At 54.0% G+C, this 16,622-nt stretch carries 13 protein-coding genes; 5 read left to right on the forward strand and 8 right to left on the reverse strand.

Annotation, left to right across the window (positions count from 1 at the left end):
* Window positions 1-227, reverse strand: a 227-nt coding sequence (locus ROA7450_RS21295) for a DUF2057 domain-containing protein (RefSeq protein WP_234999530.1), incomplete at its 3' end; no start/stop codon positions are given.
* A gap of 148 nt (window positions 228-375) precedes the next feature.
* Window positions 376-1,416, reverse strand: a complete 1,041-nt coding sequence (locus ROA7450_RS13765; RefSeq protein WP_159454051.1) for a GlxA family transcriptional regulator — start codon at window positions 1,414-1,416, stop codon at window positions 376-378.
* A 144-nt stretch (window positions 1,417-1,560) separates the two neighbouring features.
* Between ROA7450_RS13765 and ROA7450_RS13770 the strand changes: the two genes are divergently transcribed.
* From ROA7450_RS13770 to ROA7450_RS13790, 5 genes are all read left to right on the forward strand, one after another.
* Entirely contained in the window at window positions 1,561-2,955 is a 1,395-nt protein-coding gene (locus ROA7450_RS13770; RefSeq protein ID WP_085806441.1) for an FAD-binding oxidoreductase, read from the forward strand.
* A gap of 31 nt (window positions 2,956-2,986) precedes the next feature.
* The gene (locus tag ROA7450_RS13775; RefSeq protein ID WP_085806442.1) at window positions 2,987-3,931 is read left to right on the forward strand and encodes a homocysteine S-methyltransferase family protein; all 945 of its coding nucleotides are present in this window, start codon (window positions 2,987-2,989) and stop codon (window positions 3,929-3,931) included.
* 322 nt (window positions 3,932-4,253) lie between these two features.
* Window positions 4,254-4,886, forward strand: a complete 633-nt coding sequence (locus tag ROA7450_RS13780; protein WP_085806443.1) for a TetR/AcrR family transcriptional regulator — start codon at window positions 4,254-4,256, stop codon at window positions 4,884-4,886.
* A complete protein-coding gene (locus tag ROA7450_RS13785) occupies window positions 4,876-6,975 on the forward strand; it encodes an alpha/beta fold hydrolase (RefSeq protein ID WP_085806444.1) in 2,100 nt (699 codons plus the stop codon). Before ROA7450_RS13780 ends, ROA7450_RS13785 begins: the two co-directional genes overlap by 11 nt.
* A 12-nt stretch (window positions 6,976-6,987) precedes the next feature.
* Complete coding sequence (locus ROA7450_RS13790; RefSeq protein WP_085806445.1) at window positions 6,988-7,842, forward strand: class I SAM-dependent methyltransferase; 855 nt, start codon at window positions 6,988-6,990, stop codon at window positions 7,840-7,842.
* Window positions 7,843-8,325: 483 nt separating this feature from the next.
* On the opposite strand, the gene ROA7450_RS13795 is transcribed toward ROA7450_RS13790, so the two are convergent.
* The 6 genes from ROA7450_RS13795 to ROA7450_RS13820 all read right to left on the reverse strand — a co-directional run bounded on the left by ROA7450_RS13795 (window position 8,326) and on the right by ROA7450_RS13820 (window position 16,600).
* Complete coding sequence (locus ROA7450_RS13795) at window positions 8,326-9,756, reverse strand: amidase (RefSeq protein ID WP_085806446.1); 1,431 nt, start codon at window positions 9,754-9,756, stop codon at window positions 8,326-8,328.
* A gap of 50 nt (window positions 9,757-9,806) precedes the next feature.
* Entirely contained in the window at window positions 9,807-11,459 is a 1,653-nt protein-coding gene (locus ROA7450_RS13800; protein ID WP_085806447.1) for an amidohydrolase, read from the reverse strand.
* An 85-nt stretch (window positions 11,460-11,544) separates the two neighbouring features.
* A complete protein-coding gene (locus ROA7450_RS13805) occupies window positions 11,545-13,227 on the reverse strand; it encodes a dipeptide ABC transporter ATP-binding protein (protein WP_085806448.1) in 1,683 nt (560 codons plus the stop codon).
* Window positions 13,228-13,232: 5 nt separating this feature from the next.
* A complete protein-coding gene (locus ROA7450_RS13810) occupies window positions 13,233-14,111 on the reverse strand; it encodes an ABC transporter permease (protein WP_085806449.1) in 879 nt (292 codons plus the stop codon).
* Window positions 14,108-15,055, reverse strand: a complete 948-nt coding sequence (locus ROA7450_RS13815; protein ID WP_085806450.1) for an ABC transporter permease — start codon at window positions 15,053-15,055, stop codon at window positions 14,108-14,110. The genes ROA7450_RS13810 and ROA7450_RS13815 overlap by 4 nt, the downstream gene beginning before the upstream one ends.
* An 84-nt stretch (window positions 15,056-15,139) precedes the next feature.
* The gene (locus ROA7450_RS13820) at window positions 15,140-16,600 is read right to left on the reverse strand and encodes an ABC transporter substrate-binding protein (protein WP_159454052.1); all 1,461 of its coding nucleotides are present in this window, start codon (window positions 16,598-16,600) and stop codon (window positions 15,140-15,142) included.
* Window positions 16,601-16,622 lie beyond the last annotated feature (22 nt).

Consider the following 16,622-nt stretch of genomic DNA (forward strand, 5'->3'; position numbering starts at 1 on the left):
TTGAATGACAGTTCTGTCCTCTTGTTTGGGTGATATTTGTAAAGTCCTTCATGCCTGGCGCAGGCAGGAAGCGCATTCGCCTTCACTGCCATTAGTGCGTAACGCGGCGAATGACTGAATTGAGCCCTAACCGGAACTCTCGATTTTACGCTGCGCGCGCTCGCAGCACCGAATTTTCTGCACAGGCGTAAAAATCCGTGATGCAGTGCGGAGGCGAATTCGGCCATTCGTCGATTGTGCAGAAATTTTGAAACGGCAAATTCACAGATCGCGGGACAAATTGAGCTTTCGCTGCAGTTACGTGAATGTCCGCTCCAGTGAACGAGCTTTTCATGTGCTGGTTTCAAGATGCTTTAAGATTGCCCCAGAATTTGTCTAAGCTTTCGCAGCCATAGGTTTTGCGATTTGTGAGATACGTTGGAACTTTTTCCTATAGGCAGCAGGAGACAGGCCAACGCCGCGTTTGAACACCCGTCTGAACGATGCGGGATCTTCATAGCCAATCAAAGCGCCAATTTCATCGACAAGCTGTTCGTCGGTCTCCAGAATCTGCTTGGCCTCTTCAATCCGAAGGGCCTGCACATACTCTATCGGTGCAAATCCTGTGGCCGCCTTGAACCGGCGGGAAAATGTTCGGGCATTCAGGCCAGAACGCGCCACCATTTGTTCAACTGGCTTGGCGACCTCGTAGTTTTCGGCAATCCATGTCTGGCAGTCGGATATTTGCGCATCGGATGTTTCCATTGGCCGGGTCATCACAGCATAGGGGGATTGTCCCTCAGAATGTCCACTTATTAGGAACACTTTCGCGGTTTCAATCGCATGCTGGTATCCGCAAAGCTTGGCGATCAGATAAACGGTAAGATCATGCCACGCGCTTACGCCGCCTGCTGTTACAATCCCGTCAGCTTCTTCTGTTAAGCACAAGATGCTTTCGTTGCGAAAGGAAACATTGGGATAGTGGCGCTGAAACATGTCACGATATGCCCAATGGGCTGTTGCCTCTCGGCCATCCAGCATTCCACCTTCGGCAAGCAAGAGCGAACCTGAACAAACAGAAGTTACAAGCGCTCCATTGTCATGAACTTTCCGCAGCCAAGCAATTTCGCGCGGATAGCGTCCCTTTGGGACGTCATAAATCGAGGTATACATATCGCAAACAACAACAGCGTCGGGCGTGGCCTCGTCGTCGGTTGCCATATGCGGCTCAACTGGAATATTGCCCAGACAGTGAAATGGTTTTCCGTCTGCAGAGGCAATCTTGATATCCAAAACTTCATTTCCCGGCGTTCCGGCCAACATGTCAGAGTAGACAGCCCCAACCGAGGCCAGCACATCGTATAACCCGTATAATACTGAGGCTGAAGTTTCTGGTGCTGCCAGCAACACAATCAGGGGGTTCTTTTCGTGGTTCATCAGGGCCTCCTGTCTATTACAGCACGGTTTTGGCACGTTTGCCGTGGTCATTTGTCCAGTATGCCTTGGCGGCGTCCATATTGCCACTTCTTGCGGTATGAGGAGTTGGGTTAGCCTGAAAAGAAATCAAAAGGGGTAACTACGATGAACGACTTATCCAACATGTTAGAGACGCTCTCACTTGAGTTTAGTGGTAATCTGATCGACCCGGATGATAACCGGTTTGATGACGCGCGTGCGGTCTGGAATGCGATGATAGATCGCCGCCCTGCTGTCATTGCCCAGTGCAAATCTGCATCCGATGTCCAAGCGGCTGTGAAGCTCGCCGTCGCCCAGAATTTGCCGATTGCGATTAAGGGCGGTGGCCACAATGTAGCAGGGCACGCGGTGTGTGATGGCGGCGTGATGATCGACCTTTCTGGGATGCGCGGTGTTGAAGTCGACCCAACCGCTCGTTTAGCCAAAGTTCAAGGTGGCGCATTGTGGCGCGATGTAGATACAGCGACACAAGAACATGGGCTCGCCACTCCGGGTGGTTTGATTTCTGACACCGGTGTGGCTGGACTTACGCTGTCTGGTGGCATTGGCTGGCTGCGCGCCAAACACGGGCTTTCTATCGATAACTTGGTCGCGGCTGATGTAGTGACGGCTGACGGATCATTGGTGCGCGCCAGCACTGACGAAAACCCAGATCTATTGTGGGCGCTCCAAGGTGGTGGCGGCAATTTTGGCGTTGTAGTTAATTTTGAATTTGCTCTGCATCCCATGGGTCCAGAAGTTATGTTTACTGCTCCGATATATTTGGTTGAGGACGGCCCAGAACCTATACGCGCATGGCGAGATTTTTTAGCTCAACACGGGGACAAGGTTGGTTCACTGTGCGAGTTTTCAACGGCAGGCGGCGAAGATTTTCCTGAAGAACACTGGGGCAAGCGGGTCTTTACCCTTGCATGCATCTACAACGGAGACGCCGCCGAGGGCGAAGCGCTGACTCAGCCGCTTCGTGAACTTGGCGAACTGTCGACGGATTTTTCCGGGCGGATGAACTACTGCGATGTGCAGCAGTTGTTTGATACTCTGGTCCCCACCGGAGATTTCCGGTGTTATTGGAAGGCGCGTTATCTCAGCGAGTTGTCAGATGAAATGATCGACCTGGCGATTTCTAATGCATTGGCGGCCCCATCAGACAATTCGATTTCATCGCTTTGGAATTTTGGCGGCGCAACAGCAAAGGTCGCCGCCGACGCCACCGCATTTGGAGATCGTTCTTTTAGTTGGATGTATTCTCTCGACGGAATTTGGTCAGACCCAGCAGACGATGTTGCCAATATTACTTGGTCTCGTGACGGCTGGTCCAATTCCGAACGCTTTGGCCATCATGGGCGTGCCTACCTGAACTTTGCGGGTCATGGCGAGGACAACGCGGAACTGACGCAGACAAGTTTCGGCACGAACTATAAGCGACTTGTCGAGATAAAGACTAAATACGACCCGCAAAATCGGTTCCGCTTCAATCAAAACATTGCACCTGAGGCATAGGAATAGCGCAGCATATTGATAGGAGCACGATATGACCAAACCTACACCCCGATTGCCACATCAGACGGACGACATTTTCTTAACCGATGGCGGAACCGAGACATGGCTTATGTATAAACGTGGCTTTGAGATACCTGAATTTAGCGCATTTCATCTGCTGAACGACCAACGATCAGCCGTAGCGTTGCGGGAATACTACCTAGCCTTCGCCAATATCGCCGTGAAACTTGGAACGCCCTTCATCTTCGACAGCCTGACTTATCGCGCAAGTCGCGATTGGGGTGCGTTGCTTGGATACTCTGCTAATGCCCTGGCTGAGATGAACCACAAGTGCTTCGAGCTTTACCGTGAGTGCGCCGCTGAGGCTGGTTTGACAGCGGAAAACACCGTTATCAGTGGCTGCATCGGGCCGAAGGGTGATGCCTATCGAACAAACCAAAACCTCACTCCAGAAAGTGCCGAAGCCTACCATAGTGAACAGATTGAGACGTTCAAAGCCGCCGGGGCCGATATCGTCACAGCACTGACCCTGAATACAACAGATGAGGCGATTGGTATCGCAAAGGCGTCAACCCAGGCAGGCATCCCGTCGGTGATTTCCTTTACGATTGAGAAAGACTGCAGACTTCGCAGCGGTGAAACGCTGAAACAAGCAATTGAAATGGTCGATGCGGCAACGTCAAACGCTCCGGCGTATTATATGATCAACTGCTCGCATCCGGTCGATTTTGGCCCTGCACTGGGCAATGAGCCCTGGGCGAACCGCATCCGTGGACTGCGGGCCAACGCATCCTCTTTGGATCACGGCACGTTATGCCAGTTGGGGCATCTTGAAGAAGGAAACCCAGATGAATTGGCAAATCAATACGTTGATATCAGGGCCGCTCATCCAACGATGAATGTTTTTGGCGGGTGTTGCGGCACCGATTATATCCATGTCGAGAAAATCGGGAGAGCCTTGTTGGCTGCGGCGTAAGTGATCTGCGCTAACGAACTTGCGATTTTAGGTGTCCTTCGTTGAATGCGCAGCGTTCGGCAAAGTGGATTCAAACACTAATTCGCTTCATGAAATGGCGCGCGACGCGAGTGTTGCGCTGAGGCAGGAATTGTTCTGCTATAGCGCGACTTAGTCTCTTGAAGCTCTAATTAAAGAGCCCACTTCAACGGCTGAAATCCTGGCCAAAGCAGCCAAATACGTTGAACCTGCAAAGAGTCTCTTGCCTCATGCAGATAGTGAAAATTTCTCAATATTGATTAATTCGTTCGAATGAATTAATATTAATTTGAAAGGATTCGCTATGGCCCGAGTGACAGCAGAACGCGTCGAACAGACCAAACTAGAGCTACTGGAGGCAGCCCGCCAGGTACTTACCGAAGAAGGGTTTGCAGGGCTTTCGACGCGTAGGGTATCAGAGATTGCAAATACGCAGATGAGCCAAATTCGGTACCATTTTGGGTCGAAGGAAGGAATGATCCTTGCGTTGTTTGAATATATGAACGCGGGATTGATAGAGCGGCAAAAACAAACGTTCACAAACCCGTCGCTTCGGATTTCCGAAAAGTGGTTTCTGGCCTGCGACTTCCTCGATGAAGATATTCAGTCTGGTTATGTTCGGGTTTTGCAGGAACTTATCGCCGCAGGCTGGTCAAACCCAAAAATCGGGGACGCGGTTCGTGCAGCTCTTACTCAATGGAACGAACTGCTGATTGCATTGGCGCAGGAGGCCACTGAGGAACACGGAGATATTGGTCCGCTCTCGGTAGAGGCGATGGCGTCCTTGATCGCCTGCGCCTTTATTGGTGCCGAAGCGCTTATCCTGCTTGGCTACGAGGAACAGATTCACCCCGTCCGGAAAACATTGCGCCAGGTTGGCGAGGTTATCGCGAATTTGGAGAATCTTCAAAAGGAGGAACCCAATCATGCGCGCTAAACTTCCCCATACTGAAGGTACGACCAATCGTGACGGTGTAAACCTGCACTATGAAATCTACGGAGATGGGGCCGAGACGATCCTGTTCGTGCCGACCTGGGCGCTTATCCATTCCCGCGTCTGGAAAGCGCAAGTGCCATATCTGAGTGAGCGGTTTCGGGTCATTACGTTTGATCCACGCGGCAATGGGAAATCAGACCGTCCCGATAATCCAGACGCTTACACAATCGACAAGATTGTCGCCGATGTGATTGCGGTCATGGATGAAATCGGCGTTGAAAAGGCTGCGCTTGTCGGGCTTTCTTTCAGCAGTGCCATCGCCTTTGCCGTGGCGGCCTATCACCCTGATCGCGTCAGCGCTGTTATCTCAACCGGCGCGTGGAGCCCGATTGTTCCCCCCAAAAAAGAACGGGCAGATGCCTATGCCAACGATCTGGTCGACCATCCGCAGCTCTGGCAGAAATACAATCCCGACTACTGGCGCAAGGATTACCCAGATTTTGTGCGCTTCTTTCTGGATCGGGTTCATAACGAACCACATTCCACCAAACAGCACGAAGATGCCGTCGCCTGGGCGTTGGAAGGTGATGCTGAAATGCTGATCATGACGCAAGAGGCCCGAGACACACCGGAGATCGCAATTGACGAGGACATGTATCGCAAAGTGCAATGCCCAAGCCTGATTTGTGTCGGGGACAATGACGACGTCACTCCCCCGGAAACATCTTTTGCCATCGCGGAGCTGACGGGTGGTGAATTGCAGGTCTTTGAGGGCGGCGGGCATGCAATCCACGCGCGTTTCCCCGCCCGGTTCAACACCTTGATGCGCGATTTTCTCGCACGTCATCTGGGGACGTGGAAGCCCGAAAGTCGCAAGGTGACGAGTGCACCGAAACGGGTGCTGTATCTGTCCTCTCCTATTGGCTTGGGCCACGCACGTCGAGATCTGGCGGTAACACGTGAGCTACGCAAGCTGCACCCTGATCTGCAAGTGGATTGGCTGGCGCAGGACCCGGTAATCCGGTTTCTGGATGCCAACACCGAACGCGTCCATCCGGCCAGCAAATTGCTGGCCAACGAAAGCGCGCATATTGAGGCCGAATGTGGAGAACATGATCTCCACGCCTTTCAGGCGATCCGCAACATGGACGAGATCCTGATCAAGAATTTCATGGTGTTCCAAGAGGTACTGGAAGAAGAATCCTATGATCTGGTGATCGCTGACGAAGCTTGGGATGTGGACCACTACTGGCACGAACACCCAGACCTGAAAAAAGCGCCGATGGCGTGGTTTACAGATTTCGTAGGTTGGCTGCCATTTGCAGAAAACGGCCCGCGTGAGGCGCTCCTGACTACCGATTACAATGCTGAGATGATCAAACATGTAGAAGGACATCCAGATGTCCGAGATCGCTCAATTTTCGTGGGCACGAGCGACGACATCGTTAATCGGGACTTCGGTGACGGGTTACCGCAAATGCGCGACTGGATACCGAAACATTTCGAGTTTTCCGACTACATCATCGGGCAGCATCCGTCAGAATTTGGCAGCCGAGACGACCTACGCGTTGAATTCGGCTATGATGACGGGCGCAAGACCTGCATCGTGGCTGTCGGCGGGTCCGGCGTCGGCGCTGCGCTGATCCAACGAATTCTCAAGGCGGTACCATTGGCGCGCGCCCGTATTCCGGAGTTGCGGATCATTGTGGTTGCTGGTCCGCGGCTTGATCCGGCAATGTTTGATCTGCCCGATGGAGTTGAGATGCGTGCATTCGTGCCAGATCTTGACCGGCACTTAGCGGCTTGTGATCTGGCTTTGGTGCAAGGCGGATTGACCACTTGCATGGAACTTGCGGCTGCAGGCACTCCCTTCCTCTACTTTCCGTTGCGCAACCATTTCGAACAAAACTTCCACGTGGCCAGCCGTCTGGAACGCTACAACGCCGGACGCAAGATGATTTTTGCCGAAAGCGATCCCGAAAGGATTGCGACGGCCATGCTCGAGGAATTGGGCACTCCACGCATCCCGAACACCGTCGCCGCCGACGGGGCATCGCGCGCTGCGGCCATGCTTCACGAATTGCTATAAGGATATTGATATATGACAAATTTTGATCCCGTTGCCTTTAAGAACTCCACTCGAAATCAGTGGGATAATGTCGCTGAACACTGGAATGCCTGGGGGCCGTTGCTAGATCGATGGCTCGGACCAGCGACCGAAACGCTCCTGGACATGTGCGGTGTCCAGTCAGGGTCCACAGTGTTGCATATCGCTGGTGGCTCTGGTCAGGATGCGCTGCAGAGCGCGAGGCGCGTTGGATCGGACGGCTTTGTTTTGTCCACCGATTTTTCTGAGAATCTTACGCGGCTTGCCAATGATCAGTTCGAACGGGCCGGACTGACACAGGCGCGTGCCACAGTTATGGACGGCGAAAACCTTAAGGCCGGGGATCAACGGTTTGATGCGGTGATTTCAAGGGTCGGCCTCATTTTCTTCCCGGATCCGAAAAGCTCGATGAAAAGTCAGATCTCCGCCTTGCACAAAGGTGGATCGGTAGGCGCCCTGGTTTATGCGACGCCGCAGGAATGCCGTTTCTTTTCCGACCCAGTCGGTATCATTCGCAAACACGCTAATCTTCCCGCACCGGCTCCGGGATTGCCCGGCCCGTTCAGCCTCGGTGCACCTGGTGTAATCGAAGACCTTTTTGAAGCGGCCGGACTCGGTGATATTCAAACGCAAAAAATCGAAGCGCCCGTTGTCCTTGAAACGGCGCAGGAATGCCTGCGCTTTGAACAGGAAAGCTTTGGGGCCCTACACCAAATGCTTGGAGGGCTGGACGATGAGGCCAAACAGGCTGCGTGGGAGGAAGTAGAGACCGCGCTGGAAGCCTTTGAAACCGACACCGGTTTCATTGGCCCGTGTACTATGATTGCGGCTTCGGGGGTCAAAACATAACCTGAAAAATGTTGGAACCGTTAGAAACCGGACATTTACATTGTGCAAGTAAATGGTGGATTTGACCGTTCCTCGTTTGCCGGTCTCGGTTGCGGTGAAAAGAGAGTTTGAATTTCGGCTCTCAGACTGACTTTCAATGACCGCTCTGGCGACGTCGGCTGCAACGCGGCGATGACTACGCTGCGCATGCACGCGGATGCTGCGTCAGCAACATAGCAAAACATCAATGTCGGCAAAGTCCGCGTTGCTGCCATTGATAGAACGACGATCTAAGGTCGGCTTTGCGGACTAACCTGCCGTTCGCCGCAGGTGCAAATTTCTCGTTCACATAAAGATGTGTCCATCAGGGCGGGCGGAGACCGGACATTCGCTGCGATTGCCAAATGAACGAGCTGAAATGCAAGAAGCGGACATTATTGACCGTATCGAGACAATTCGCTCACCTGTTGAGAAGGGCCATCGAGACACCGATCCACCCACCTGTTAAAAATCAGGTTTGAATTCATGGTAATTTAAAGTGAACGAGTGGTTTTGTAGTTGTTGCCCTACTCTAAATACCCGTTCATCATCCAGATGACGCGCGACAATCTGAACGCTGGTTGGTAAACCATTCCCGCCAATTCCCGTGGGTACAGATAAAACCGGGCACCGCCCCAACATGTTGAACGGATGGCACAGCGTCCAACCATACATTGGATCCACTGACTTTCCATTAATCATAAGCGGGTCTTCGGGGTTTTGATCCGCGGCTATTTCGTGATGGCCGAGAGTTGGGCAGATGAACGCATAGCACTCTTCCAGCATTGCGCCAAATACGCGGCCCATTTCCATCTGTGCCTCGTAGGCATCATAAAATTCAATGCTGGTCGTGCCTCTGTTGGCCTTTACGCAATAGCTTGCCCAGTTGGTTGCGAGGCTGGGGTCGGCCTCGACGACAGAGGCCATGTAACCGCCAAACAAATGGTCCAGATACACCATTGTCGCCCTCTCAGCGCGCGTCGTCCAGGCCAAGTCAACTTCGACCAGTTCCGCGCCAAGGTCTTTTAGCATGTCCAGCGTCTGCAACGTATTGGCTCTCACATGCTCATCAATCTCAAAGAATCCCAGGTCCATCGACCAGGCAATCTTCAAACCCTTGAGCCCCTCGTGTTGCAATGGAAGCTGGTACTTTGGCCGGATCGTTGCATTGTCCAGCGGATGCGGGCCGCACATGATATTTTGCATCAACGCCACATCTTCGACAGTCCGTCCCATCGGCCCGACCACCGCATACATATCATAGGCAAATGCGGTGTTATCAGGGTTGCGCCCATAGGGCGGCTTGAATCCAACCACACCGCAACACGCCGCAGGGATACGGATAGAGCCGCCAATATCCGACCCTGTGGCCAAAGGTGTTGTTCCTGCAGCCAATGAGGCCCCCGAGCCCCCCGAAGAACCGCCACAGGTATAATCTAATCCCCAAGGCGTTCGCGTGGTGCCGTGCAATCTGGTGTCCGTTGTTCCCGCACAGCAGAATTCAGGCGTTGTGGTTTGCGCATGATAAAAAGCCCCGGCATCCAGCAACCGCTGGGCCGCAAACTGTGTTTCCGTTGATATGTTGTCTTTGTAGTAGAGAGACCCGTGGGTGACCCTCTCGCCAACAAGATCTACCTCGTCCTTCATCGCCACAGGCAAACCCTCAAGTGGCCGCAAGTCCGAGGCCTCATTGGCATAGCGCGTTTCTGCTCGTTTCGCCTCTTCCATAGCCTTATCAAAATGAGTGGCCGTAAAGGCGTTAATTTTAGGCTCAACCTCTTCCGTTCGCTTAGCTAGGTTTTCAAGGTATTCAACCGGCGACAGGCTGCGGGTTTTAAACCGCGCCAAAACATCGCTGGCAGAAAGATAACAAAGATCGAGATCAGCTTTGGTCATAGTCGTGTCCTTGGTGGAGGCGCCTTTTAGTGCGTTTGAGATGTCCGGTGTTAGGCTTCGTATGTGATGGAGCCGCCGCAAATGGTGACGGCGGCGCTAGCTGTGCCCAGTTCTTCAGGCGGCATCGCTTCAAGATCGTGATCCATCACCACAATATCGGCCATCATTCCGGTCTGTAATTTGCCTTTACGGTGTTCGTTGAACTCAACCCAGGCATTTTCACAGGTGTAAGAGGCGAGCGAAGCCCGCAAAGATTGGTACTGCCCGGCCCCCATTTGCGGTGCGTCGGGGTCCAGGCCGCAGACCGCGCCTTGGATGGTTTGCATGACATTCAAAGGCACGACAGGCCAGTCGGTTGAAAACACAACCTTGGCCCCCGCCGAGCGAAGCGTTTGCCAGGGGCAAGATTGGTCAATCTGGAATTCATGCAGGATCGCACCCGGCTCGTAAGGCGTGAAGAATCCGGCGCGCGGCGAATGTAGTGGTTGCAATGAGGCCACCACGCCAAGCTCCGCCAATCGTGGTATGTCAGCCGGATTAATCACCTCGATATGTTCGATCCGGTGACGGCTGTCGCGGATCCCGTTCGCGATCCGCGCGGCTTCAAAGCCATCCAATGTACTGCGAACACCAGCATCCCCAATCGCGTGTACAGAGATCTGCAATCCCATGGCGTCAGCGCGGATGCAGGCCTGTTTGAAATGGTTAACTGTAAACAACGGCGCGCTGCAGCTGTCCGTCTCTGGATACGGCTGAAGCATAAAGGCGGTACCGTTGTCGATCACCCCATCGATGAACATTTTGATCCGAGATGACCATAGCATGTCACTGGTGTATTGCGCCCGCATCTGTGCAGCCTCTTCCAGGCGATCCAACGGATCAGTGTGTTTGAGGTGCATGGGGATTTCAATGCGACTCAGCAACGTGCCCTCTTTCTCCATTTCTGACAGCAGTTCGAGCTGGTAAAAGTTCCCATCCATATTGTGCAGGCCCGTGATGCCGTGTGCGGCGCAGTACTTCAGCCCTTTGGCCAAGATGTCTTTATCAAGGGCGCGCTCTTTCGCAGTCGGTATCGGGATCGGGTCCGCCCCGGTCACGCTGCCTGCGGCTTCGCGGCCGCCAAGTGGGGTATAGGCGTAGACAGGCCCAATCGCTGCCGCCTCGCGCAGCTCTCCCGACGCAGTGCCGTCAGCGGCCATGACAATTTCCGAACCTTCATCAACAGCCATCCCATGCAAAAGCCCCGCCAGTTCAAGCGCCTTAGTATTGGCCCAGCCGGTATGCCCATCGCTTGCCATCACAAAGAATGGCCTGTCCGAAACAACAGCATCCAAGTCCTGCCGGGTGGTCGGTGCGTCGCCAAAGGCGTGATATTCAAAGCAATTGGCAAAGAGCAAAACATCATCCTGGCGCGAGGCGGAGTAAAGCCGTACCTTGGCCGCGATGGCGTCGAACCCAGTGACCCCATGCAGGTTCAGATATTCGAGCTCGGCCGCGCCTTGAAACAAGTGCACATGGCTATCGATAAAACCCGGCAAAACGGTGTTGCCTTGCGCATCAATCACCCGGGCTGATCCTGCAAGGTCGCGGATTTCAGCATTCGAGCCAACGGCGGTAATAACACCGCCTGTGATCGCCAGCGCTTCGGCATCTGGACCAGCAAAGGTCATTACGCGACCATTCAAGATTACCAGATCAGTCATTCCATTCTCCTGCGTGCGGCGATGCCGCTTGGTTTGCCAAAGGCAATTGTTCGTTCATTCAGTTATGTTCAGTTCAAGCGTCGGGTCAGCCAGGGACCGCCTGTTCCGGTAACTCGTGCCGCGAGGCCACAATCAATGCGCGGGTATAATCGTGACTGGGTGCCTCGAATACCTGCGCGCATGGACCTGTTTCAACGATCTGCCCCTTAAGCAGCACGACAACCCGGTCGGCGCAGTGGCGCACCACGCTCATGTTGTGGGTGATGATCAGGATCGACACGCCGGTGCGTTCTTGAATTTCGTTAAGTAGGTTCAAAACCTCTCCCTGAACCGAGACATCCAACCCGGCAGTGGGTTCATCCGCGATGATTAACTTCGGATCCAGTGCCAATGCACGCGCGACCCCGACACGCCGTGCTTGTCCGCCTGACAACTGATGTGGATAGCGCGTGGCGAAACTTGCATCCAATCCCGCCTTGGTCAGCAGCTCCGCCACAGTTTTTTGACCATCTACGACTTGGTGGCCTTGCACAAAGAGGGGCTCCAAGATCTGCTCTCCGACCGTTACCCGTGGGCTCAGTGATCCAACTGGATCCTGAAACATCATCGATGTGCAGGCCCGCACAGATTTCAGCCCCTGCACATCATTTTTGGCAACCCGAAGACCCGCAACCGTCACACTCCCGGCTGTGGGACAGACCAAACCCAACACGGATCGTGCAATCGTTGTCTTACCCGATCCGCTTTCCCCGACCAGCGCCAGTGTTTCACCCTCGCGAACATCAAGACTAACGTCTTGAACCGCGAGGATTTCCTGCGGATGACCGCCCAGCCATTCTGGCAGCGCGCTATGCTTGGTGAAGTTTACCCGCAAGCCGTCAATATCAAGGACCGGCGGTCGTTCGACTTTCACGCGATCTGCAGGTCCGGATACGATGCTGATCGGTTGGTTCAAATCATCCGTCATTGTCGGCAAACGTCGTGTTGGTTGATCAATCCGCGCCGGATCACAGCGCAATAGCATGCGCGTGTATTCATGTGTCGGGTTCGAAAATACCTGCGAGACCGGACCAGATTCGACGATATCACCACGCTTCATCACTAACACATCGTCACAAAGGCTTGAGACCACCCCCAAATGGTGGGTCACAAAGATTACGGCACTTTCGGTTTCATGCTGCAGGCGTTGCAACAGCTCCAGTATCTCTACCTCCAACGTTGCATCCAATGCCGTTGTCGGTTCGTCCGCGATCACCAGATCAGGCTCCAGCATCAATGCCATAGCGATAGAGACACGTTGGCGCTGCCCGCCTGACAATTCATAAGGATACATCTTCATCCGCGCGGCGGGATCCGGCAGACTGACCCACTCCAGCGCATCAATCGCACGCGACCACTTTTCCTTTTGGCTCCACGGTTCTCGATACAGCACATCCATCATCTGCTGCCCGATGGTCAGCGCAGGTGTCAGGGCGCTCATCGGATCTTGGGAGATGTATGAAATCCGTGTTCCGCGTAACGCTCGCAGTTGATCTGACCGCAGGCGCAGCAAGTCTTGCCCTTCGAAATAGACTGCGCCGCTGGAAATGGTCGCCATCTCGGGCAGCAGCCGTGTCAGGGCCCAGATTAGTGTGGACTTGCCGGATCCGCTTTCACCGACAATACCCAGAACACGATTACGGTGCAGTTTGAAGCTGGCCCAGTTCACAGCCGGTACGCGTCCGTATTTCACCGCCAATTCATCAACTTCAAGAAGGAGATCTGACATCTGCCTTATACCCCCTTGCGCAATTTTGGATCAAAGGTGTCGCGCAGTGCTTCGCCAAGGAAAGTAAAGCCCAGCGTGGCGGCGATCAGGGGCACACTCCCGGCGATCACCAGCCAATAGGTTTGGCGAATGAACTTGTAGCCATCATCAAGGATCAGGCCCCAGCTCGATTGTGGCGGCTTGACCCCGACACCAAGAAAGCTCAACCCGGCCTCGGCGGCGATATAGACGGGGATGTCCATGCTCGCCAAAATCAAGATGGGGCCAATGATGTTCGGTAAGACGTGGCGCACGACGATGCGCGTGCGACTCATGCCCATGGCCATCAGCGCCTCGACATAATCCGCCTTGGAAGCAGAGATGACCGATGTCCGTACGATCCGGCCGTAATATGGCACTGAGGTCACCACGAGGATGCCAATCACAGTTGTTAATCCAGCCCCAAATATCGGGCCAACAGCCAAGGCAAGAATGATCACCGGATAGGCGCGAACTGTATCAAAAAGCAGCACAAGCAAGTTATCCAGCCAGCGTGGCCCAAAGCCCGCAATCATACCAAGAACGACCCCAATGCTGACCGCCAAAATGGTTGAAATCAGTGCAACACCCAGTGCGATGCGCCCGCCATAGAGCGCGCGCGACAGCACATCACGTCCTAATTGGTCAGTACCAAGCCAATGGGTCCAGGTTGGTGGCTGCAGTTTCGCAGGCACATTAATTGCAGCTGGATCAAACGGCGCAAGCACTCCCGCAAACACAGCAGACAGGATTAACAGAGTCACCAGTACCACCCCGATTGCGCCCATCGGATCTGCGACCAGACGCATGAAGCCGGAGACAATGGCGTTGGATGAGTTCGAGAGATTTGTCCGCTCTACGCTCATTCTCCAGTCTCCATGAAACGAGGGTCAATCAAGGCGTTCAGAATGTCGGATAACGTGGTCGAAACGATCAGGATGAACGAGGCGGCCATTACGGCACCCAATGACACCGGATAGTTTCGCAGCAAAACGGCCTCATACATCAGTTTGCCGATGCCTGGGCGGGCAAAGACAATCTCGACAAACACAGCACTGCCCATCATCACACCGACACCAATCCCGATGACGGTTATGGTGGGGGCCACCGCAATACGCAAAGCGTAGCGATAGATGATCATTCTTGCTGGCAGCCCGAAAGCCCTGGCGTTGCGAATGTAGTTGGTTGATAGCACCTCGATCATTGAAGCGCGTACTAGTCTTGCGATGTAGCCGATCCAGCCGACGCCAACTGCAAACGCTGGCAATATCAGGTGGTGCAACAGGCTCATAAGCCCTTCGTCCTCTCCTGCGCCAATCGCTGGCACCCAGCCAAGTCCGGCAGCAAAGATCAACATGCCAAAGATGGCGATGATGACAGCAGGAACCGCGATTACGCTGACGGAGAAAACGCCGATCACACGGTCGAACATTGAATTGCGGCGCACGGCGGCAACGCAGCCCAGAGGAATGCCCACCAAGGCCGCGATCAGCACCGAGGCGCCAAGCAATTCCAACGTTCTGGGCATATGGATCGACAGAGTGTTCCAAACAGGTTGTTTGCTTTTAAGATCTGTCCCAAGGTCACCCTGCAACACGCTGATCAGATAGTTGAAGATCTGAATGGGCATTGGCTTGTCCAGCCCAAGTTTTTCAGTGATCGCAGCCTTCAGCGCAGGTGTCGCACGTGGCCCGAGCATCGCACTGGCCGGATCACCGGGGGCAGCCTGGATCAGCATGTAAAGGCTTGAGATCGCCAAGAGCAGAACCAGAATCCCAAGACCTATGCGTTTGATAATATAGGCAAACATGCGTGTGCTTTCCTAGGGGTTACGAGCGAGTAAAGAATTTGCCATGCGCACCGGGAGAGATGCGCATGGCGGTGCGTTTCGCAATCAATCTGCCTTGCGGAACGCGTGGAACACAGGGCGACCATCGGGCAAGATACCCGGCTCAATCGTATCACGGTGAAGAATGGCTGTCGGCTCTTGTGAGATGAAGACAAAGCTGCCTGAGTCTTCCAACATTGCTTGCATTTGCTTGTAAATCTCGCCGCGCACTGCTTCATCCTGCGCGTTGCGTGCCTCCGCCAACAGGGCGACATAGTCGTCACTGGCAAAGCCTTCCCAGTTCCAATACCCGATCTGATCTTCGATGAAATACTGCATCGTGTAATAGCCGTCCGGATTACCGGTCCAGGATTTTAGGTGCAGTTCGAGATCTGCAGCGCGGATCTCATCTACACTCCAAAACGTGCCTTCATCCTGACCGTTCAGTTCCAGCGCAATCCCAGCCTCAGCCATATTGGCCTGCATGATCTGGGCTGCAATGTCGCGTTCGGTATTTTTGACATAGTCCAAACGAACAGTTAGGCCGTCCGCCCCAGCCTCAGACAAAAGTGCGCGCGCCTGATCAACATCACGGGTCAAAGCAGCACCATCACGGTGACCAACCAGTCCCTCAGCGATAAACCCAGTGGCCTGCTTGCCATGCCCGCCTGTTGTGGCCTGAATGATGGTAGGCAGGTCCAATGACAGCTGAATGGCCTTGCGTACCCGTATATCAGACAGTTTTTCATTGGTCTGAGTGATGCCTAGGAACAATGGATCAAGAGTTTGCGCCAAAGATACCACCGCGCCCTCTGGCGGGTTGGCAATCAATGTATCGTAGTTGCCGGCTGAAGACCGGGTATAGTCAATTTCGCCGGCGGCAAAGGCCAATTCTGCGGCATTTTCGTCGCTGATCGGCAAAAGCACGATCTCGTCAAAATCGACGGCTTCGCCAGACCAATCCGGGTTGGCCGAAAGCACCAGCTTGTTGCCGGGTTCAAACTCGCTCAGCATATAAGGTCCGGTGGTCGCCAGTGGTGTCGCCTCGAAATATCCCCCCGCTTCCTCGGCGGCGGCTTTCGAAATGATCGCCCCGCTGGTGTAAACCAAGGTCGATGTCCAGAAGGTTGCAGCAGGCTCGATTAGGTGAATAATTCCGGTGTACTTGCCCGTCACTTCTACATCTTTGAGGTGTTCAAATTCTGTCATAACACCAGATTCCATTTCCGGATCCAGATGCCGTTCAAACGAGTACTCAACGTCTTCAGCCGTCACCTCGCCATAGCCGCCTGACCACATTACTCCGGGCTTGAGCTCGAACGAGATTTTCATCGGGTCAGACAAATCTACCGACTTGGCGACATCCAATTCAATTTTCCACTCGTCGCCCGCAGCATATTTGCCCAAACGGGGATAAAGGTTGTCGATCAGAAACTGGTCCACTGTGGACCCCCAGTAGGCCGGATCAAGGTAGCTGGGATCGGATGGAACCGCCATTCGCAGCGCATCTGCCATCGCTCCGGTCATGCCGACAACTCCAAGACAGGAT

Origin of the sequence: Roseovarius albus, from assembly GCF_900172335.1 — a bacterium.
GTDB lineage: Bacteria > Pseudomonadota > Alphaproteobacteria > Rhodobacterales > Rhodobacteraceae > Roseovarius > Roseovarius albus.